The organism is Phenylobacterium sp., from assembly GCF_031360265.1.
Classification (GTDB): Bacteria; Pseudomonadota; Alphaproteobacteria; order Caulobacterales; family Caulobacteraceae; genus Phenylobacterium.
In genome coordinates this window covers 1-19,678 of record NZ_JANMBF010000097.1, presented here as the reverse complement: position 1 = coordinate 19,678, position 19,678 = coordinate 1, and the positions used below count along the sequence as shown (strand labels likewise).

Below are 19,678 nucleotides of genomic sequence, written 5' to 3'. Positions count from 1 at the left end.
GCCGGGAGCTGAGGCACAGTGTGACTTGACCGCGTGGGTGGCTATTCGCCAGGATATTGTTTTTATTGTTATATCCAGACAAAAGTCCAGAAAATTGGCGCGCCCGGAACGATTCGAACGTCCGACCCTCAGATTCGTAGTCTGATGCTCTATCCAGCTGAGCTACGGGCGCGCACCGCCTGACGGCGAGGGCGCGGAACCTAGTCGCGGATCGGGCAAAGCGCAAGCTGGCGCGCGGCGGTATGTTGGCGGCCGGCGAATTGGCCGGAGTCCTTCGCTCCCAGGGGGACCGGTTCGGATCGTCGCCAGACCCGGAGTGGCCCCGCATCGAGCGGGCGCGGCGCCGCGCGAGACCCGTCCGCGCCCCGGCTGGCCCCTGCTAGCCGAACCTCGCCTCCCACGCCGCCGCCACGTCCAGCCGGGGCCGGCGGGCGGCGAGGAAGCGGTAGAGCGAGAGCTGGCGGCCGAGGCCGAAGCTCCTGACCTCGACCTCCTCGAACAGGGCGCGGACCAGGGTCTCGATGTCGAAGGCGTCGTTGACATGTTCGTGGGCCATCATCAGGCCGTAGTCGAGGCCGTGGCGCAGGCGGAACTCCAGGCCCGTCGTGCACATCCAGCCCAGTTTCCAGAGAAATCCACCCTCGCTGGGGATCGCCGCGCGGAAGCACCCGTCGGGGGTCAGCAGCCGCGTGGCGCGGGCCAGCACCCGGGGCAGGTCGCAGATGTGCTCCAGCGCCGCGGCGCTGGTGATCCGGTCGTAGCTGCGACCGGCGGGGATCTGGTGAATGTCGGCGAAGACGCCACGGACGCGGCCCTTCAGCGGTGAGTCGCGGTAGAGTTCGGCGAACGGCTCGACGATGTCATAGGCCTCGTTCGGCGGCTCGAACGCCAGCTGGTTCAGCGTGCCGGCCCCGATCTCCAGCGTCGCGCGCGGCGGGCCGGCGACCGCGTCGGCGGCGACCTGGCGGTGCAGCCAGCGTTCCAGCCGCTGCGAAGCCGAGGCGGCCGGCGTCGCGCCCGCCCGGTTCTCCTGATACTGGCGGACGTAGATAGCCCGCAGCTTCGGCGGCAGGACCGGGCGCGTCTTGGGGAAGCGCGCGAGTACGGCCGCAAGGTCGCGCGCCCCGCCCATCGAAATTTCCTCCGCCGCCCGCAAACTCAGATCCGCGCACCCTTAGCAAGCGTCCACGCGGCGCCACAGGGCTTTTGCCGCTTCCCATGGCGTGGGCGGCCTTTTACCTACGCAGGGACGGTTGGCGAGCGAGGCGGGCATTGGGCGAGGCGGTCGAGACGCGGCGGGGCGGCGGCGCGGGCGCGGCGTTCCGCATCGTCATGGCCGGGGGCCTGCTGGCGACGCTGGCGGCAAATGTGCCGGGGCAGATGTCACTGGATTCGGTGGTGGCGCTGACCGAGGCCCGCACGGGGGTTCGCCAGACCTGGGCGCCGGCGGTGTCGTCGTGGATACTCAAGCTGTTCGACAGCCTGGTGGCCGGGACCGGGCTCTATGTGACCGCCTCGGCGGCGCTGCTGTTTTTCAGCCTGATGTCGCTGACCCGGCTGCGGCCCCGGGCGACATGGCTGGCGGTCGGGCTGGGGGTGCTGGCGCTGCTGACCCCGCAGGTGCTGATCTATCAGGGCATCGTCTGGCGTGACGTCTTGTTCGCCAACCTGACGCTGGCGGGGTTCATCCTCATCGCCCATGTCGCCAGGGGGTGGGGCCCGCGCCCGCCGATCCTGGCGCGGGTCGGGACGCTAGTCGGGGCGCTGGTCTGCCTGGCCCTGGCGGCCCTGGTTCGGCAGAACGGCCTGGTCCTGGTGGTCGCGGCCGCCGGCGCGCTGGCCTGGACCGTGCGCCAGGGCGGATGGCGTGCCAGCCTCGCCTGGGGTCTCGGCGGGCTGGCGGCGGTGGGCCTGCTGGCGCTCGGGATCAACCAGATCGCCCAGCCGCCGCAGGGGGGGCCGACGCCGCGCCCCGCCTCGCTGATCCTCGAACACTACGACGTGGTCGGCGCCAAGGCGCACCACCCCCGTCTGCGGCTGAAGGAGATCGCCAAGGTCGATCCGGCCGCCGCGGCTCTGATCGAGGCCCAGGCGAGGCAGCACTATTCCGCCGCCCGGGTGGACACCCTCGACCTCGACCCGGTCTATCGCCGGGCGCTCTGGCATGTGCCGGACGCGGCCATGCACGCCCAGTGGCGCCGCATCGTCGTCCACTATCCGGCGGCCTATCTGCTGCAGCGGGCCGACGTGTTCCGCTGGACCTTCCTGACCCCGGACCTGGCCCAGTGCCTGCCGGTGCAGGTGGGGGTCGCCGGTCCGGAGGCGATGCTGAAAGCCCTGAACCTGCAGGCGGGCATCGACATCCAGGACCAGGGCCTGGCCGACTATGCGCGGCGGTTCTACGGCACGCCGGTCTATTCGCACCTGACCTGGGCGATCGTCGCCGTCGCGGTGATCGTGTTGCTGCTGCGCCGCGGCGACCCCGTCGACGGGGTGTTCGTGGCGCTGCTGGCCGGGACGCTGGCCTTTACCGCCAGCTTCTTCGTGATCTCGGTCGCCTGCGACTATCGCTATCTCTACCTGCTCGATCTCGCGGCCATGGCGGGGGCACTGTATGCCGCGCTCGACCCGCCGCGCTGGCGCAAGGTCTCAGCCGTCTGCGAGGATTGAGTCCAGCCTGAGGGCGGCGTCCAGGCCCTCGCGGCTAAGGGCGTCCAGCTCGGCCTGCAGGCGCAGGGTCCGGGCGCGCTCGAACGCCAGGCGCTGGCGCAGGTCCAGAACCTCGGCGCGGGCCAGATCGAGATCGCGGGTCACCGGCGAGATCAGCACGCCGACATCGCGGGCCCGCCGCGCCAGATCCTGGGCGGCGCGATCCAGGGCGGCCACATCCGGCGCGGCGCCCGTGGCGGCTGTCTCGAACCAGCGCAGGACCGAGGCCGTAAGCTCACCCGCCCAGCCGAGGTCCTTCAGGCCGGCCTCGGCGCCATTGTGGCGCAGATCCGGGGTCAGGAATCTGTCGATCGCCTTGCCGGCGCGGGGCGACAGGTCGGGCAGCGGCGCGCCGTGGGCCGCCTCGATTCGGGCGACCTCGGCCCGCCAGTCGCCGAGCAGGCCGTCGTAGCTGACGAAGGCGCGAGGCAGGTCGCGGGTATAGGCCTCGGCCGCCAGCATGTAGGCGCTCCACAGGAGCACCGACTTCTCCGGCGCAAAGCCGTTGCGCCGCGCCAGAGAGCCGGCCACGGCCATCGGGTGGCGCACCGGGATGACGCAGCGGGCGGCCACCTCGAGGTCGGCCAGCACCTGGCGCCAGAACGGCATCAGCACCGTCACCCGCGGGTCCTTCAGCAGCGGACAGGCGGCCTCGCCGAACTCGTCCTCGAACAGCGTTTCGGCGCGGTTCAGCCAGCCGCGCTCGGTCTTGGGCGCCAGCGGTCGGAACGGAAAGGCGAAGATGTCGTCCCACGCCGCGCCGCCGGCCCGCAGGCGGCCGTCGTTGAGGATAGCGATCTTCCAGGGCTCGAAGTAGCCCTTGGCGTTGTGCTCGTCGCCGGCCATGACGTTTTCGGGCAGCGCGGCTCCGGCCAGCGCCAGCATCTGGGTCACCGCCGAGGTGCCCGAGCGGTGCATACCCAGCACCAGATAGGCGGTGCGCCGCGGCGTATCGCCGGGCGTTCCGGTGGCCGCCTGGGTGGCCGGGCTCGCGGCTGGGGCGGTGGTCATCGCAAGGTCCGGTCGCAACCCTCGTCAGACCCTGGCTCTAAGGGCGGTGGGGGTGGCGCGCAAGAGCCCCCAAGGACCCAGCGCCGGTTGATCGCTCCGGGCATCTGTAGCACACAGCCCGCGGACCGACGGGGCCGCAGCACGGGAACCTATGCCGCATGGCCGCCAGGGGCCCAGTTTCCGAGGTGCATCGGGCGATCGCAACCGCGCTCGACGGGACCTTCTACCGCGCGGTCAACCCGGACCTCGATCTCGTCGCCGTCGATCCGATCCGCCACTATGCCGAGATCGGCTGGCGCGAGGGGCGCGACCCGGCGCCCTGGTTCTCCACACGCGGCTATCTGGCGGCCTATCCGGAGGTGGCCAAGGCCGGCTGGAACCCGCTGCATCACTATCTGACCGTCGGCAGCCGCGAGGGCCGCGAGGTGGTCCGGTCGGAGCGGGCGGACGACTATCTGCTGCGCCAGGCGCGCCGCGGCCGCGAGCCCGCCTGGAGCTTCGAGGCGCTGATCGCCGCCGACCAGGGCGCCGCCGACCTGGCGCGGGCGGCCGAGGCGCGGCTGCGAGATCGCGCATTGGCGGCGCGCGAATTCGACGCGACCTTCTACCTGGCCGGCAATGCCGACGTGGCCAGGGCCGCGCTCGATCCGCTGGATCACTTCCTGGAGATCGGCTGGCGCGAGGCGCGCGACCCGAACGCGGCCTTCTCGGTGAAGGACTACCTGGAAACCTATCCCGACGTCGCCGCCGACGACGTCAATCCCTTCGTCCATTTCCTCAGCGTCGGACGGACGGAGGGCCGGGTCGGACGCGCCGACCTGGGCTTCCGCTACGAGATAATCAGGCGGCTGGTTCCGCTGGACGCGCGGGTGGCGGCGGCGACGCGGGCCGCGGCGCGGGTCAAGCCGGAGACCGCGGCTGTGCTGGCCAAGGCGCTCGCCGGCGCCCGGACCGGACTGGCCGACCTGCACATCACGGTCAGCCACGACGACTACACCACCAACACCGGCGGCGTGCAGCTTTGCCTGCAGCGGGAAGGGGCGCGGATCGCCGCGCTCGGCCGCGACCATCTGCACATCTTTCCCGCCCGGCCGTGGCCGGTGGTGCGGACGCGGGGGGAGGGGGGCCATCTGGGCGTCCTGCTCAACGGCAAGGCGCTGGGGGTGTTCGCGCCAAGGACGGTGGCCACGGCGCTTCGCAAGGCTGCCGCCGGCGCCGCGCCCGGCCGGCGCAGTTTCGCCATCCACAGCCTGCTCGGTCACGCCGCCGACGAGACCGCCGACATCATCGCGGCGGCCGGACTGGGCGCGGGCTTCTTCTGGCTGCACGATTTCGCCAGCCTCTGCGCCGGGTTCCACCTGTTGCGCAACGACGTGGAGGACTGCGCCGCCCCGCCGCCGCGGAGCCCGGCCTGCGGCATCTGTGTCTACGGCCCATGGCGGGCGCGGCATCTGGCGGAGCACGCGCGGCTGTTCGAACGCCTGGCCCTGACGGTCGTCAGCCCCTCACAGCCGACCCTGGATCTGTGGAAGGCGAGTTGGACCTATCCGGCGGTGGGCGAGGTGATCCTGCCGCACGCCGTGCTGGTGGATCGCGCGCCGGCGCCGCCGACCCCGGCCGACCGGCCACTGCGCCTGGCCTTCGCGGGCATGCCGGTGGCGCACAAGGGCTGGGAGCTGTTCCGCCGGCTGGTGCTGAAACACCAGGGCGACCCGCGCTATGCGTTCCTGCACCTGGGCGGACGCACCCCCGGCGGGCTGCCGCTGGCCTTCCACAGGGTCGTGGTGACGGACGCCCGGCCACGCGCCATGCAGGACGCCATCGAGCGCCTGGAGATCGACGCGGTGCTGGTCTGGCCGTTGTGCCGCGAGACGTTTTCGTTCACGGCCTACGAAGCGGCGGCAGGCGGGGCCGCGGTGGTCACCGGCCCCGACAGCGGCAATGTCGCGGCCTTCGTCGAAAGCTCAGGGCACGGTCGGGTGCTGGCCGACGAGGCGGCGCTGGCCGCGCTGCTGGAGTCCGGCGAGCTCGCCGAGCTGGCGCGCGCGCGCCGCCGGCCCTGGCTCTACGACCTGGCGTTCAGCGGCCTCACCGTCGACCTGCTGGAGGGCGCGGCGTGAGGGTCGTCTGCTATTCCAGCTTCACCTTCTCCTACCTGAACCGGGCGCGGGTGCTGTTCCAGACCGTGCGGCGTTTCCATCCCGACTGGGAGACCGTGGCCCTGATCACCGACCGGCCGCCGCCGGGGTTCGACTTCGATCCGGCCCGCGAGCCGTTCGACCGGGTGGTCTGGGCCGACGATCTGGGGGTGCCGGATTTCGCCGGCTGGCTGTTCAAGCACGACGTCGTCGAGGTCTGCACGGCGGTGAAGGGACCGTTCCTCCACCAGGCCTGCGCGTCGGGCGCCGAGGCGGTGATCTATCTCGATCCGGACACCGCCCTGTTCGCCAGCCTGGCGCCGCTGGAGGCCCTGCTGGAAGCCCACGACATCGTGCTCACCCCGCACCTGATCGACCCCAACGACGATCCGGCGGCGATCCGTGACAACGATCTTTCGGCCTCGCGCACGGGGATCTTCAACCTGGGGTTCGTCGCCATCCGCACCACCGGCGAGGGCGCCCGGTTCGCCCGCTGGTGGAACGATCGGCTGCTCGACTGGTGCTATGACGACATGGCCAATGGGATGTTCGTCGATCAGCGCTGGTGCGATCACGTCCCGGCCCTGTTCGACAAGGTCAAGGTGCTGCGCGACCCCGGCTACAATGTCGCCAGCTGGAACCTCAGCCGGCGCACCGTGGCGGTCGGCAAGGATGGGGCGATCACCGTCAATGGCGCACCGCTGCGCTTCTGGCATTTCACCAAGCTCGGCCCGCTGGGCGACATCATGACCCGCCGGTACGCCGGCGAGAACTTCCCGGTCTACGAGATCTGGAGCTGGTACAAGCGCCAGGTGGCCGCGGTGACCGAGCCGTCCATCCCGCCGCGCTGGTGGGCCTATGGCAGCTATTCCGACGGCGTGCCGATCGAGAAGGCGCACCGGCTGCTGTATCGCCAGCGCGACGACCTGCAGGCGGCCTTTCCCGACCCCTTCCGGGCGGGGGGCGGCGGCTATCGCCAGTGGCTGGAGCGCGAGAACCTTTAGCCGCGCCCCACCCCGCCCGGCCGCGGCGCGTCTTGACAGGCGCCGGCCCGCGCCCGAGAGAGCCTGACACTTCAACCGGAGGGGTCGCGCGCGCGTCGCGGCCGCAAGCTTGGCCAAGACCCCCGCCAAATTTCGCGACCCAGCCCCGCCGCGCCCCCTGGGCGTCGCCGCCAAGGCCGCCGCGGTGGGCCGGCTGGTGGGCGATCTGCGCGGCGACCTGGCGCTGACCCATCGCCTGGTCCAGCAGGCTCAGGTGCGCGAGGCGCTGACCCGCACCGACCTGACCCGCGCGCTCGGCGAGGCGCTGGCCGGCCGCGCCCTGGCGCAGGCGCAACTGCGCCGCCACGCCGCGGCGCTGCACTTCCACGACGCCCAGCGCCAGGCGCCGCGGCGACCCGGCCGCACGGTGCGTTTGCTGCGCCGACTGCTGGCGCGGCTGGGCCCGATGGGACACGCGTGGCTGATCGCCGGCTCGGGTCTCTGGCGCGGCGGCGAGCTCGCGGACATCGCCGCCTATGCCCGTCGGCGCGCCGATCCCACGGCGCGGCCGCGGGCGCTGTTCGACCAGGCCTGGTATCTGGCGACCTATCCACAGGCCGCCGGGTCGGGCCTTTCGCCGCTGGCGCACTACCTGACCCTGGGCGCGGCGGCTGGCCATGCGCCGCACCCTCTGGTCGACCCGGCCTATTACCGCCAGCGCAACGCCGCCGAGCTCAACGGCTCGGGCCTGTCGGAGCTCGAACACTTCGTCGGCGAAGGCGCCGCGCGGGGCCGCGATCCGCACCCGCTGTTCGACCTGGCCCACTACGCTGGCCAGCTGCCGGCGCCGGAGCCCGGGGAGGACCTGGTCTCGCACTATGTCCGCGCGGGCTGGCGCGAGGGGCTGACGCCGCATCCGTTGTTCGATCCGGCCTGGTATCGCGGCCAGATGCCGCGCCAGGCGGCCGAGGTTGCGCCCCTGGTCCACTATGTCGCCACAGGCTGGCGCGAGGGACTGACGCCGCACCCGCTGTTCGATCCGCGCGGGTATCTGGAGGAGAACCCCGACGTGGCCCAGGCCGGCTTCGAACCGCTCGCCCACTTTGTCACGGGCGGCGCCGCCGAGGGCCGCAACCCCGGCCCCTGGTTCGACCTGGCCCACTATGTGGCCGCCCGTGGCGCGGCGCTCGACCCGGCGGTCAATCCGCTGGTCGACTACCTGCAGGGCGGCGCCTGGGCGGTGGCCGAATCGCGCCCCGGCTTCCCCAACGCCGCCTATCTGGCGCAGAGCCCGGACCTGGTGGCCCGGGGCATGACTCCGCTGGAGCACTGGGCGCGCAAGGGCGGCAAGGGTTAGCCGCCGACTCCCAGCGCCGCGAGCTGGCGCCAGATTTCGGCATAGTAGTCCTGCCCATAGTGAAAGGGGCTAAGGCCCCACCGGTGGGCCGGGTCCGCCACGCGCAGGTCCGGCGCCTCGACCCGCGCCATCGGCGGCATCAGGGCGGTGAACGCCGCCTCATAGCGGGCCAGCAGGTCGTTGTGCGCGCCGGTGTCGGCGGTGACGCCAGGCAGGATCTCGACATCGGCCAGCGCCGCCCAGCGCGCGCCGTGCAGGATCAGGCTGGCGCCGGCCAGGGGCGTGGCGCGGATCAGGGCGGCGAACTCGCCGGCGGCTTCCAGCCACAGGCGCTCGCAGGCGGCCGAGAGCCTGGGAATCGGGCGCGCGGCGCGCAGGGCCGGCTGCCGGCGATAGCCGCTGGCCTCCAGCTCCCAGCTGTCGGCGACCAGCGTCCCGCCCGCTGACAAGAGGTCGAACCGCTCATCGATGAAGTCGACGATCAGGTGGGTCGGCCGGAAGGCCACGAGGCTGGCCAGCGCGGTCTTGCGCAGGTCGGCGACCAGGGCGCGGTGCGGTTGCGGCCGCAGTCCGCCGGGCGGCCGGGCGGCGGCGCGGAACCCCGCCAGGGGTGTGGCAAAAAGGCTCGGGAGGCTGGTCCTGGAGATGTAGAGCAGGTCCGTCGGCGCGCCCGCCCCCATCTCGCCACGGAACCGCCACACATCGCGGCTTATGCAGCTGCCCAGAATGGCGACCCTAGACATCCCACCTCCCGGCGCCGGCGCCGCCACGGCGCCTGTCGCGCGCGCATCTAACACGGTGCGTGGGCGCGGATGCAGGGGCGAGATTGACATCGACGAGGCCCCCAAGCATGTCTCGGAGCGTTCCGGGCCAAGGGGCGACAGATCGGCGCGGGCGACCCGCGTCCAGCTTTCTTAGCCACGTCTTAATCCTATTGGCGGCACGGACGGACGACACAGCTCGGCGCGCATGAAGATATTCAGCTTCCTTACCAACCAACCGGACAACGTCCTGACGCGCGCCCTTGCCGAGGGCAAGCATCCGTTCGCCGTGGCCGCGGGGTTCAGTTTCTTTTCCAACGTCCTCTATCTGGCGCTGCCGCTCTACACCTATCAGATCTATGGGCGGGTCCTGGTCAGCCAGAACATCCCGACGCTGATCGTGCTGACGGTGGTGACGCTGTTCGTCTTCGCCGTGTCCAGCGTGATCGACGACTATCGCGCCCGCATCCTCATCAACTACGGCGTGATCCTCGACCAGCGGGTCTCGGGCCAGGTGTTCTCGGCCCTGTTCGACGCCTCGGTGCGCGGCGATCCCAGCGCCAGGACCCAGGCGCTGCGCGACCTGGACCAGTTTCGCCAGACCCTGACCGGCATCGCCGCTGCGGCCTTCTTCGATGTCCCCTGGATCCCGGTGTTCATCGGCGCGCTCTACCTGATCGACCCCTCGGTGGGCCTGGTGACCACGGTCGGCGCGCTGGTGCTGCTGGGCCTGGCGCTGCTGCAGGAGCGCACCATCCGGCCGATCATGAAGGACGCCGGCGACGGCCAGCTGCGCAGCTACGCCTTCACCGACGCGGCCCTGCGCAACGGCGAGGTGGTGCGCGCCATGGGCATGCTGCCGACCCTGGGCGCCTCCTGGGCCGGGCACCGCGCCGTGGCCATCGAGCGCGGCGCGTCGGCGTCGGAGACCTCCAACACCTTCACCGACATCATCAAGGCGGTGCGGATGGGTATCCAGGTGCTGATCATCGCGGTCGGCGCCTACCTGATCCTGAAGGGCAAGATCCACCAGGGGATGCTGTTCGCCAACATGATCCTGGCCAGCCGCGCCCTGCAGCCGATCGAGAAGATCGTCGGCTCGTGGGATCCCTTGAACAACATGGTTCGCGCGCATGGCCGGCTGATGGCGCTGTTGTCCAAGGCCGAGGTCGCCGCCCCCGCCACCGCGCTCCCCCGACCGGCCGGCAAGCTGCAGGTCGAGGGTGTCAACTACGCCCCGCAAGGCGCCCCCAAGCTGTTGCTCGGGAACATCAATTTCGGCATCGAGCCAGGCGAGACCCTGGGCGTCATCGGCCCGTCCGGCGCCGGCAAGTCGACACTGGCCCGGCTGCTGGTGGGCATCTGGCGGCCGCTCAACGGCGTGGTCCGGCTGGACGGCGCCGACGTGTTCACCTGGGATCGCGCCGACTTCGGCCGCCATGTCGGCTACCTGCCGCAGGACACCGAGCTGTTCGCCGGCACCATCCGCGACAACATCGCCCGCTTCCGCACCGACGTCAGCGACGAGGAGGTGGTCACCGCCGCCCGGCTGGCCGGGGTCCACGACCTGATCCTGCGGCTGCCCCGCGGCTATGAGACCGACGTCGGCGACGGCGGCCATACGCTCTCGGCCGGCCAGCGCCAGCGCGTCGGCCTGGCGCGCACCATGCTCGGCAACCCGGCGTTCATCGTGCTCGACGAGCCCAACGCCAGCCTCGACGCTGAGGGCGAGGACGCCCTGCTGCGGGCGCTCGACGCCATGAAGGCCAATGGCGCGACGGTGGTGATCATCTCCCACAAGCCCTCGATCTTCCGCGCCGCCGACAAGATGCTGGTGCTGCGCGACGGCCGGATCGAGCTGTTCGGTCCGCGCGAGCAGGTGATGGCCCGCCTGATGAAACCCACCGAGGTCCGCGCCGTGGAGGCCGGACGATGAAACTCGACCTGACGCCGGTCCGTTCGTCCTACGTCGTCCCCAGCTTCGGCGGCGACGACCGGCTGCCGGTCGATCCGATCCTGCGGCGGCGGATGCGCCGGCCGATGATCATCGGCGGCATGGTCATCGCCATCCTGGTGCTCGGCCTGACGCTGTGGGCCTCGCTCAGCCCGCTGGCCACCGGCATCACCGCCCAGGGCGAGGTGCGGGTGGAGGCCAACCGCAAGACCATCCGCCACAAGGAAAGCGGCACGGTCCGCCAGATCCTGGTGCGGGAAGGCCAGCATGTGCGCGCCGGCCAGCCGATGATCGTGTTCAGCGATGTCGAGGCGCGCGCCGCCACCGACGTCTACCAGAACCAGGTCGATTCCTTCGAGGCCCAGGCCGCGCGGCTCATCGCCGAGGCCACGGGCCGGCCCGCGCCGGCGTTTCCCGCCGACCTGATGGCGCGTATGTCCGATCCGCGCGTCGCCGGCATGATTCGCGACCAGCAGTTCCTGTTCACCACCCGCACGCAGCTCTATCAGAGCCAGAATTCGGTGCTCAACGAGCGGATCGGCCAGTTGCAGACCCAGATCGAGGGCCAGCAGGCGCAGGTCGCCTCGGTCGATGAGCAGCGCCGGCTGACCGCCGAGGAAATGGCCGGCTATCAGACCCTCTATGACAAGGGATTCGCGCCCAGGCCGCTGATCCTGCGCTATCAGCGCTCGATCGCCGACCTCGACGGGCGCAAGGGCTCGCTGCTGGCCGACATCGCCCGCCTGCGCCAGCAGATGGGCGAGACCCGCATGCAGATGGTCGCGGCCCGCGACACCCGCACCAGCCAGGCCGCCGACGGCCTGCGCGACGCCCAGTCACGCCTGGCCGACGCCGTGCCGCGACTCACCACCGCCCGGGAGACCCTGAACGCCACCGTGGTGCGCTCGCCGGTGGACGGATATGTCTTCAACCTGACCCAGTTCACGCTGGGCGGAATCACCGCGCCAGGCGAGCTTCTGATGGACGTGGTGCCGGCCAACGCGCCGCTGATCGTCACTGCCCTGATCAAGCCCGAAGACGTCAATGAAGTCCGCGTCGGGATGCCGGCCCGGGTCCGCTTCACCGGCCTCAACCAGCGCTGGAACTCGCCGCTGGAAGCAAAGGTGATGCTGGTGTCCGCCGACAAAATGACCAATGAAAAGACGGGCGTAGCCTTCTATCGCGTCGACCTTCGGGTCGATCCCAAGGAGCTGATGAAGCTTGGCAAGGGAACCCAGATCACGCCTGGCATGCCGGCCCAGGCGATGATCGTCACCGGCGCCAGGACGGTCATGGGCTCGCTGATTTCACCGATCACCGACACCCTGCGCGATGCGCTGCACGATCAATAGATGCGTCTTGGTGACAGGGCCCCAAACTCAGGTTTTCAAGGGCTTTTTGCTGTTGCGTAAATTGTGGGCTTCCGATACCTCTCGCCTCGGGCTCGTATAACCTTCGCCGCAGCCACGCTATGGCGCTTGGGACAAATGGACCGCCGCGGCTGCCCCATCGGGGATGGGGGCCAGAGTTGCCGGGGGTTCGTGTGACACAGACTGGAGAGATCTATGGCGACTTATTTCTTTGAAACGATCACCGCGGGGCAGGCGCTGACCTTCGCCGCCGGCACCGACACTCTGGTGTTCGCCAATGCGGCGTCTTCGGGTTCGTTGATGACCGTGCTCTACAATGCGGCGACGGCGACCAGCACCGCGACCATCTCGCTGATCGACAACACGACCGGTCGGGCCGTGGTGTTCGGCCCGGGCCTGGCCGGCGAAGGCGACATCCCGGTCAACGGCGCGGTGGTGTTCCCGGACGGCTCCAACCTCTACATCGGCACGCCGGCCGCCGACACACCCACGGCCGGCACGGCCTTCAACGACGGCATGTTCGGCGGCGCCGGAGACGACACGCTCAGCGGCGGCGCCGGCAATGACCTGCTGCAGGGCAACGCGGGCAACGATTCGCTGAACGGCGGCGCCGGCAACGACACCATCTTCGGCGGCCAGGGTGACGACAGCATCGATGTCGCCGCGGGCAGCAATTTCGCCCAGGGCAACCTCGGCAACGACACTATCGTCGCCACCGGCAGCACCAGCGCCAACACGCTGCTGGGCGGCAAGGGCAACGACAGCATCAGCGGCGGCAACGGCGGTGATATCCTCAGCGGCGACCTCGGCAACGACACCGTCACCGGCGGCACGGGCAACAACAGCATCTCCGGCGGCGACGGCAATGACTCGCTGACCGGCGTGGGCGGCAACGACACCATCGACGGTGGCGCGGGCAATGACGCCATCGTCGGCGGGGGCGGCAACAACTCCATCACCGGCGGCGACGGCAATGACACCATCGACGTGTCGGGCGCGGGCGCCAACTTTGTCGCTGGCAACATGGGCGACGACACGATCACCTCGTCGAGCACCGGGGTCGATACCCTCCTGGGTGGCCAGGGCGACGACGTGATCACCAGCTCCGGCGGCGGCTCCGACGTCCTCAACGGCAACCTGGGCAACGACACCCTCACCGCCACCGGCACCGGCGCTGGCGACGTCATGACCATGCGCGGCGAGGACGGCAACGACAGCATCAGCATCTCTGGCGCTGGCGCGGGCAATATCGACGGCGGCGCCGGCAACGACACCATCACCGGCAGCCTCCAGTCCGACACCATCGCCGGCGGCTCCGGCAATGACGTGATCACCGACGCCGGCGGCAAGAACCTCATCGACGGCGGCGACGGCAACGACTCGATCGCGCTCACCGGGGGCAGCACCACGGCCGCCGGCGCTGGGTTCAACGACACCGTCACCGGTGGCGCTGGCAACGACACGATCACCGAAGGCGCCAATCACGGGGCCAGCAACATTTCCGGCGGTGACGGCAACGACAGCATCGACGCTTCCGCGGCTCTGGGGGCCCAGACGCTCTCCGGCGGCGCGGGCGACGACACGGTTGCCGGCGGCGCGGGCAATGACATCATCACCGGCGGTGATGGCAGCAACGTCCTGTCGGGCGGCGCGGGCTCCGACACCATCACCGGCGGCGCGGGTAACGACACCATCACTGGCGGGGCGGGCACCGACTTCCTCACCGGCGGCGGCGGCAACGACGTCTTCGTGTTCGCGGCTGGCAACTCCGGCGTAACCCCGGGCGCTCTCGATCAGATCAAGGATTGGGGCTCCACCGACACGCTCGCGTTCGGCGCCGGCACGACGGCTTCGGTCGATGGCGCGGACTATCTGGAAATCACCACGCCCGACTACGCGTCGGGCCTGGCCGCGGCCAATGCTCAACTCGCCGGTGGCGTGGTGAACTATGTCGCGGTCCAGATCGGGGCCGACGTGGTGGTGTTCGCGGACATCGCGGGCACCAACTCGGCCTCGGATGGTATCGTGCTGGTGGGTCGGACGCTCGCCGACATCTCCGGCGCCAACATCATCCACTAAGCCTCGACGTCGACAGACAAGGTCTAGGGCCGCCCTCCGGGCGGCCCTTTTCTTTTGGGGAAACGACCGTCGCCGCCTCAGAGCCCGATGGTCCAGCTCCGGGTGATGGCGGTGTGGCCGGCCCGCAAGACGCGCACCTGCGCCCCATAGGTCCCGCGCCGCCACCCAGCCACGGGGCGCGGGGCACCGAGGTAGGCGAAATACTGGGCCTTCTGCCGGTCCAGCGGCGCAGCCAGGGTCCGCCGCAGCACGGCTCCATCCGGCCCCGTCAGGATCAGCTCGACCCGATCGCCGGCCTCAAGCTCGATCAGCCGGACGTAGGCCACCAGGGCCGGGGCGGCCAGATCCGGCGCCGGCAGGCCGCCGGCCTCGATCCCCCCGTTGTCCACCGCCGCCGTGGTGAAGCCGGTGTTCAGCACGGCCCCGGGCTTGTAGGCCAACCGGCGCAGCGCCGCGGCGTCCCACAGCGGCGACCGCGCCACGCAGCTTCCCGGCGCCGCACCCGGTTCTGGTGAGAATGGGTCCACCGCGCGCCCGTCATGTCGAACGGTCAGGTGCAGGTGGGGGAACTCGGTATCGCCCGACAGGCCCACGCGGCCCAGCGGCTGGCCGGCCGCCACCGCCTCGCCCACCTTCACCCGCACGCTGCCCCGCGCCAGGTGGCAGTATTGGGTGACCCAGCCGGCGCCATGATCGACCACCACCCCGTTGCCGCATTCCTTGCCGGCCACCGACGCCGCCCCCGGCGCGCGGATCGAGATGTCCGGCTGCCCGTCCCTGAGGCCGGCCACCCGCCCCGCCGCGGCGGCCAGAACCGCGATCCCTGCACGTTCCTCGGCCAGGTCCTTGAGCCGGATGTCCAGCCCGTCGTGCCCCTGATAGGTGCGCTGGCCGCAGCGATAGTCCAGGACGCCAGGCCCCGGGTCCCGATCGAAATAGTGCTGGATCTCGCAGTCCCGGCCGATCTCGCAGGCCAGCGGAAAGGCCAGGCTGGGGGCGGCGGCGTCGGCCCGCGCGGCGCCCAGCCACCCGCCAAGCATCAGCGTCGCGGTCGCGGCCAGGGCGGACAGGCGCATGCGGTTGATCCTCCAGGGCGGTCGGCGCGGTGCAACCGCCTCTCCCCGATTCGTCGTCACTCCCCGCACAAGGCGGCGAATGACGATGCAGGAGCGAAATTGCGCCAATCCAAGCGGCCAGGCTCGCGCCCGGCCGCGACGAAACTGTGGCCTCAGCGGTACCGCACCCCCGTCATCGCCGCCAACCGATCCTGGTCGTGGGCATAGACGCCCCGCAGATAGGCGACGTCGGCCGCCGTCGGCTCCGAGCCCGCGGGTCCATCCTGGCCGACGTGGACCTCCCGGCGGGCAGGCGCCCCGCCCGGCGCCAGACCCAGGAAGCCCCGCACCGAGCCCAGCGCCACGCCGGGGTCCGCGCGCAGGTCCTCGGCGCGCAGGATCAGCAGCTGGCCCTGGGGAAACAGGCCCAGCAGGCGCTCGATCTGCTCGCCATAGAACCCCCGCTCCACATAGGAATATTCCCGGTGATGGCCCCAGGGCGCGGCCTCGAACAGCCGTTGGCGCCCCTGGCGGATGCACCAGGCGAAGGGGTGGGTCTCCGCGCCGCGCGCGGTCTCCATCCGCCAGTGCGACCAGGCCCGCGCCACCGGATCGCGCAGCAGAACGACCAGCCTGACGCCCGGGTTGTAGATCCTGATCCGCTCCAGGCTGCCTGGCCAGTAGAGATAGATCGGCGTCGCCTCACCGCGCAGCCGTCCGTCCGCCGGCGGAAAGTTCGCGTGATAGGCGCCATAGTCCGGCGCGTCCCAGTCGCGCGCCTCGTCGTCGAAGAAGTGCACCTCCTTGGTCGCGGCCAGCGTCACCCCCGGCTCCTCGCCCAGATGGTCGAACAGGGCCGTGGTGCCGGCCTTCTGCACGCCGGCGACGATGAAGGCGACGCGAAGGTCTTCAGCCATCAGTCTGGATCGGGCGTCGGCGCTGTTCTGGCAAGCCGAAAGTCCGCTAAGGTCGCCCCCGATCGTGCGCCGCCGCCCGGAGACCCGTTTGCGCAACTATGTGGTGGAGACCCGCGAGGGCAGAAGCGTCTTCACGGCGGACACCCCCAGCCCGAACGTGCTGCTGTTCCACGGGTTCAAGCGCCGCGCGGACCAGCTGATCTCCTGGCGCGAGCGCATTCCGGGCCTGGGGTTCGTCCACCTGCCGGGACACAGCGGCGCCCCCGATTTTTCCGAGACAACGCTGGCGGCCTGGGTCCGCGGCCTTGGCGAGATGATCGCCGTCCTTCCACGCCCGCCGCTGATCCTCGCCGAGAGCCTGGGAGCGATCGTCGCCATGGCGCTGCCCTACCGGGCGTTGATCGCTGTCGAGCCGCCACTGTCCGTGCGCCAGCTGTGGCCCCTGCACCGCACGATCCGCCAGGCCAGGGCGCGCGGGACTGAGATCGATCCGGCGCTGGAAAGGATGTTCGAGGCCCCGTTCCACTGGGCGCTGGACCGTATCCAGGCGCCCACCCTGGTGCTGGCCGGCCTGGAGCCCCTGTTGCCGGAGCGCGATGTCAGCCCGGAGCCCAGCCTGTTGACCGACGAGGACTTCGCCGCCTATGCCCGCCACCCCTTCGTCGAGGCGCACCGCATCGCCGGCGGCCACACCCTGCTGGACCACAATCCCGAGGGGGTGATGGCGACCTCGCGCGCCTTCATGCTGCGCCACGGCTACCTGTCGTCGCCGTAGAACCCCTCAATCCCTCGGAACCGTTCTGCCGTGCGGTTGTTCCTGGGTCCCGGCGCTCCGCTTCGCTGCGGCTGGGATGACAGTTAAGGTTGGGCGTGGAGCGGACATACTATGTCTATTTCTGGCCAGCCGGCGCAACGGCACGCTCCACGTCGGCATGACCGGCAATCTGGCGCGCCGGGTCTATGAACACCGTGAAGGGCTTATCCCGGGCTTCACGACGAAATATGCCGTCAAACACCTCGTCTGGTACGAGGATTTCCCGACCGCCGACGAAGCCATAACCGCCGAGAAACGGATCAAGCGCTGGCGGCGGGCCTGGAAGCTGGAGCTGATCGAGAAGCTAAATCCGCAATGGCTGGACCTCTACCTCACCTTTCATGAGTAGCCCCAGCCTCCGCCCCCCCAAACCCCTGTCATCCCGGACGGCCGAAGAGCCGATCCGGGACCCAGTAGGAAACGCAATGACGGCCCGTCAACACCATCGGCGCTCACGCAACGGATCGGGCTTCAACGCCGGCGGCGTCCGCTGTAAGAGGGCGGGGGGTGCCGGGGCCGGGTGGGAGAATTCATGAAGACGGTGATCCTGGCGGGTGGCCTTGGCACACGCATCTCCGAAGAAAGCCACCTCAAGCCCAAGCCGATGATCGAGATCGGCGGGCGGCCGATCCTGTGGCACATCATGAAGCTCTACGCGCACTATGGCTTCAACGACTTCATCGTCTGCCTGGGGTACAAGGGCTATGTGGTGAAGGAATATTTCGCCAACTATGTGCTGCACAACGCCGACCTGACCGTGGACCTGGCGCGCGGGGTCACCGAGTACCACGCCACCAAGCACGAGCCCTGGCGGGTGACCCTGGTTGATACCGGCGAGGCGACCATGACCGGCGGTCGGGTCAAGCGCGTGGCGCGCTACCTCGACAAGGACGAGCCGTTCTTCCTGACCTATGGCGATGGGGTGGCCGACATCGACCTGGCCGCGCTCGCCGCCTTCCATCGGGCGCAGGGCCGGCAAGCCACGGTGACCGCCGTGGCGCCCCCCGGTCGCTATGGAGCGCTGGAGATCGAGGCCGGGCGGGTGCAACGGTTCATCGAAAAGCCGCCGGGCGACAACGGTCTGATCAACGGCGGCTTCTTCGTGCTGGAGCCGAGCGTGCTGGCGCGTATTGAGGACGACGCGACGATCTTCGAATCCGGGCCGCTGGAGGCCCTGGCCCGCGACGGCGAGCTGGCCGCCTATCGTCACGACGGTTTCTGGGCGGCCATGGACACGCTGCGCGACAAGAACAACCTCGAGACGCTGTGGGCCTCCGGCGAGGCGCCGTGGCGGCGCTAGATCCCGGGTTCTGGCGGGACAAGCGGGTCCTGCTGACCGGCCACACCGGCTTCAAGGGATCCTGGGCGGCGATCTGGCTGGCGCGGCTGGGGGCCGACGTCACCGGGCTGGCGCTCGCGCCGGACCAGACGCCCAGCCTGTTCGACCTGGCCGGGGTCGAGGCCCTGACCACCTCGCTGATCGTCGACCTGCGCGACGCGGCGGCCGTCGAGGCGGCGTTGGCCGGCAGGTCGTTCGATCTCGTACTGCACATGGCCGCCCAGCCGATCGTGCGCACGGCGATCGCCGACCCGGTGGCCACCTTCGCCAGCAACGTCATGGGAACCGTTCACCTGTTGCAGGCGCTGCGGGCCCAGACGACCTTGCGGGCCGTGCTGGCGGTCACCTCGGACAAGGTCTACGCCAACACCGAACAGGGCCGCGCCTTCGCCGAGGGCGATCGCCTGGGGGGCAAGGATCCCTATTCCGCCTCCAAGGCCGCCACCGAGATCGTCGCCGCGAGCTTTGCGCAAAGCTATTTCGCCCCGGCTGGCGTGACGCTCGCCACCGCACGCGGCGGCAATGTGATCGGCGGCGGCGACTTCTCCCGCGACCGCATCGTCGCCGACATTGTCCGCGCCGCAGCGGCCGGCGAGCCCGTGGTGCTGCGCCATCCGCAGGCGACGCGGCCCTGGCAGCATGTGCTCGATTGCGTGGCCGGATACCTGATCTATCTGCAGGCCCTGGCCAGCGACCCGGCGACGCCGCGCGCCCTGAATTTCGGCACCCGTCCCGGCGGCGAGGCCGTCACGGTCGGGGCGCTTGCGTCTCTGGGCGTCGAGGCCCTGGGCGCCCAGCCTTGGCGCCATGAGCCCGACCCTCGGTCGCTGGAAGCCGGCGCCCTGGCGATCGACGCCAGCCTGGCCAAGCGCGTGCTCGCCTTCGAGAGCCGGCTGGAAGCGCCGGCGGCTGTCGCCCAGACCATGGACTGGTATCGCCGCCAGGCGAGCGGGGAGGACGCCCTGGCCTTGTGCCGCGCCCAGATCGCGGCCTACGAAGGCGGCGCATGACCCCCACCTGCCGCTTCTGCAAGACCCCGCTGATCCACACGTTCCTGGATCTCGGCCGCCAGCCCCTTGCCAACAGCTACCTGACCGCCGAGCAGCTCGCCGCCGGGACCGAGGCGTCTTATCCATTGCACGTGCGGGTCTGCCACCAATGCTTCCTGGTGCAGGCCGATGACGCCGTCCC

17 protein-coding genes and 1 tRNA gene are annotated in these 19,678 nt (G+C 70.5%); 12 read left to right on the top strand and 6 right to left on the bottom strand.

What is annotated here, in order from left to right:
* Positions 1-95 precede the first annotated feature (95 nt).
* Together RMN86_RS08405 and RMN86_RS08400 are read right to left on the bottom strand one after the other, a co-directional pair.
* Positions 96-172, bottom strand: a tRNA-Arg gene (locus tag RMN86_RS08405).
* Positions 173-379: 207 nt separating this feature from the next.
* Positions 380-1,132 (bottom strand): class I SAM-dependent methyltransferase, encoded by a 753-nt coding sequence (locus tag RMN86_RS08400; RefSeq protein ID WP_309605383.1) that lies wholly within the window; start codon positions 1,130-1,132, stop codon positions 380-382.
* Between the two features lie 140 nt (positions 1,133-1,272).
* Between RMN86_RS08400 and RMN86_RS08395 the strand changes: the two genes are divergently transcribed.
* Positions 1,273-2,670 (top strand): hypothetical protein, encoded by a 1,398-nt coding sequence (locus RMN86_RS08395; protein WP_309605382.1) that lies wholly within the window; start codon positions 1,273-1,275, stop codon positions 2,668-2,670.
* Here RMN86_RS08395 and RMN86_RS08390 read toward each other — a convergent pair.
* Positions 2,650-3,720, bottom strand: a complete 1,071-nt coding sequence (locus RMN86_RS08390; RefSeq protein ID WP_309605381.1) for a hypothetical protein — start codon at positions 3,718-3,720, stop codon at positions 2,650-2,652. The two genes, RMN86_RS08395 and RMN86_RS08390, sit on opposite strands and share 21 nt — an antisense overlap.
* 158 nt (positions 3,721-3,878) lie before the next feature.
* Here RMN86_RS08390 and RMN86_RS08385 point away from each other — a divergent pair, with 158 nt between their 5' ends.
* The 3 genes from RMN86_RS08385 (at position 3,879) to RMN86_RS08375 (ending at position 8,198) form a co-directional block, all read left to right on the top strand.
* Positions 3,879-5,840 (top strand): hypothetical protein, encoded by a 1,962-nt coding sequence (locus tag RMN86_RS08385; RefSeq protein ID WP_309605380.1) that lies wholly within the window; start codon positions 3,879-3,881, stop codon positions 5,838-5,840.
* A complete protein-coding gene (locus tag RMN86_RS08380; protein WP_309605379.1) occupies positions 5,837-6,862 on the top strand; it encodes a hypothetical protein in 1,026 nt (341 codons plus the stop codon). The genes RMN86_RS08385 and RMN86_RS08380 overlap by 4 nt, the downstream gene beginning before the upstream one ends.
* A 109-nt stretch (positions 6,863-6,971) precedes the next feature.
* Positions 6,972-8,198 carry a hypothetical protein gene (locus tag RMN86_RS08375; RefSeq protein ID WP_309605378.1) on the top strand — a complete coding sequence of 409 codons (1,227 nt, stop codon included), beginning with the start codon at positions 6,972-6,974 and terminating at the stop codon, positions 8,196-8,198.
* Here RMN86_RS08375 and RMN86_RS08370 read toward each other — a convergent pair.
* Complete coding sequence (locus tag RMN86_RS08370) at positions 8,195-8,941, bottom strand: DUF6270 domain-containing protein (protein ID WP_309605377.1); 747 nt, start codon at positions 8,939-8,941, stop codon at positions 8,195-8,197. The genes RMN86_RS08375 and RMN86_RS08370 overlap by 4 nt on opposite strands.
* 226 nt (positions 8,942-9,167) lie before the next feature.
* Between RMN86_RS08370 and RMN86_RS08365 the strand changes: the two genes are divergently transcribed.
* The 3 genes from RMN86_RS08365 to RMN86_RS08355 all read left to right on the top strand — a co-directional run bounded on the left by RMN86_RS08365 (position 9,168) and on the right by RMN86_RS08355 (position 14,362).
* On the top strand, positions 9,168-10,895 hold the full coding sequence (locus tag RMN86_RS08365; protein WP_309605376.1) for a type I secretion system permease/ATPase: 1,728 nt from the start codon (positions 9,168-9,170) through the stop codon (positions 10,893-10,895).
* On the top strand, positions 10,892-12,265 hold the full coding sequence (locus tag RMN86_RS08360; protein WP_309605375.1) for an HlyD family type I secretion periplasmic adaptor subunit: 1,374 nt from the start codon (positions 10,892-10,894) through the stop codon (positions 12,263-12,265). The genes RMN86_RS08365 and RMN86_RS08360 overlap by 4 nt, the downstream gene beginning before the upstream one ends.
* Before the next feature lie 213 nt (positions 12,266-12,478).
* Positions 12,479-14,362, top strand: coding sequence for a calcium-binding protein (locus tag RMN86_RS08355; protein WP_309605374.1), 1,884 nt, complete (start codon positions 12,479-12,481; stop codon positions 14,360-14,362).
* A gap of 77 nt (positions 14,363-14,439) precedes the next feature.
* Here RMN86_RS08355 and RMN86_RS08350 read toward each other — a convergent pair whose 3' ends face one another.
* Positions 14,440-15,438 (bottom strand): M23 family metallopeptidase, encoded by a 999-nt coding sequence (locus RMN86_RS08350; RefSeq protein WP_309605373.1) that lies wholly within the window; start codon positions 15,436-15,438, stop codon positions 14,440-14,442.
* A 152-nt stretch (positions 15,439-15,590) separates the two neighbouring features.
* Positions 15,591-16,334 carry a sulfotransferase domain-containing protein gene (locus RMN86_RS08345; protein ID WP_309605372.1) on the bottom strand — a complete coding sequence of 248 codons (744 nt, stop codon included), beginning with the start codon at positions 16,332-16,334 and terminating at the stop codon, positions 15,591-15,593.
* An 88-nt stretch (positions 16,335-16,422) separates the two neighbouring features.
* Between RMN86_RS08345 and RMN86_RS08340 the strand changes: the two genes are divergently transcribed.
* The 5 genes from RMN86_RS08340 to RMN86_RS08320 all read left to right on the top strand — a co-directional run.
* Positions 16,423-17,109 carry an alpha/beta fold hydrolase gene (locus RMN86_RS08340; RefSeq protein WP_309605371.1) on the top strand — a complete coding sequence of 229 codons (687 nt, stop codon included), beginning with the start codon at positions 16,423-16,425 and terminating at the stop codon, positions 17,107-17,109.
* A gap of 76 nt (positions 17,110-17,185) precedes the next feature.
* Complete coding sequence (locus RMN86_RS08335; protein WP_309605370.1) at positions 17,186-17,497, top strand: GIY-YIG nuclease family protein; 312 nt, start codon at positions 17,186-17,188, stop codon at positions 17,495-17,497.
* A 183-nt stretch (positions 17,498-17,680) separates the two neighbouring features.
* Entirely contained in the window at positions 17,681-18,448 is a 768-nt protein-coding gene (gene rfbF / locus RMN86_RS08330) for a glucose-1-phosphate cytidylyltransferase (RefSeq protein ID WP_309605369.1), read from the top strand.
* On the top strand, positions 18,436-19,497 hold the full coding sequence (gene rfbG, locus RMN86_RS08325; RefSeq protein WP_309605368.1) for a CDP-glucose 4,6-dehydratase: 1,062 nt from the start codon (positions 18,436-18,438) through the stop codon (positions 19,495-19,497). Before rfbF ends, rfbG begins: the two co-directional genes overlap by 13 nt.
* The coding region (locus RMN86_RS08320) for a class I SAM-dependent methyltransferase (RefSeq protein ID WP_405041333.1) at positions 19,494-19,678 on the top strand (185 nt) is incomplete at its 3' end. The genes rfbG and RMN86_RS08320, both read left to right, overlap by 4 nt.

What these genes read in the sequence shown, in the direction of transcription:
- RMN86_RS08400 (WP_309605383.1), bottom strand. Translation starts at nt 1,132, where the DNA reads ATGGGCGGGGCGCGCGACCTTGCGGCCGTACTCGCGCGCTTCCCCAAG.
- RMN86_RS08390 (WP_309605381.1), bottom strand. Translation starts at nt 3,720, where the DNA reads ATGACCACCGCCCCAGCCGCGAGCCCGGCCACCCAGGCGGCCACCGGA.
- RMN86_RS08385 (WP_309605380.1), top strand. Translation starts at nt 3,879, where the DNA reads ATGGCCGCCAGGGGCCCAGTTTCCGAGGTGCATCGGGCGATCGCAACC.
- RMN86_RS08370 (WP_309605377.1), bottom strand. Translation starts at nt 8,941, where the DNA reads ATGTCTAGGGTCGCCATTCTGGGCAGCTGCATAAGCCGCGATGTGTGG.
- RMN86_RS08365 (WP_309605376.1), top strand. Translation starts at nt 9,168, where the DNA reads ATGAAGATATTCAGCTTCCTTACCAACCAACCGGACAACGTCCTGACG.
- RMN86_RS08360 (WP_309605375.1), top strand. Translation starts at nt 10,892, where the DNA reads ATGAAACTCGACCTGACGCCGGTCCGTTCGTCCTACGTCGTCCCCAGC.
- RMN86_RS08355 (WP_309605374.1), top strand. Translation starts at nt 12,479, where the DNA reads ATGGCGACTTATTTCTTTGAAACGATCACCGCGGGGCAGGCGCTGACC.
- RMN86_RS08350 (WP_309605373.1), bottom strand. Translation starts at nt 15,438, where the DNA reads ATGCGCCTGTCCGCCCTGGCCGCGACCGCGACGCTGATGCTTGGCGGG.
- RMN86_RS08345 (WP_309605372.1), bottom strand. Translation starts at nt 16,334, where the DNA reads ATGGCTGAAGACCTTCGCGTCGCCTTCATCGTCGCCGGCGTGCAGAAG.
- RMN86_RS08335 (WP_309605370.1), top strand. Translation starts at nt 17,186, where the DNA reads ATGACAGTTAAGGTTGGGCGTGGAGCGGACATACTATGTCTATTTCTG.
- rfbF (WP_309605369.1), top strand. Translation starts at nt 17,681, where the DNA reads ATGAAGACGGTGATCCTGGCGGGTGGCCTTGGCACACGCATCTCCGAA.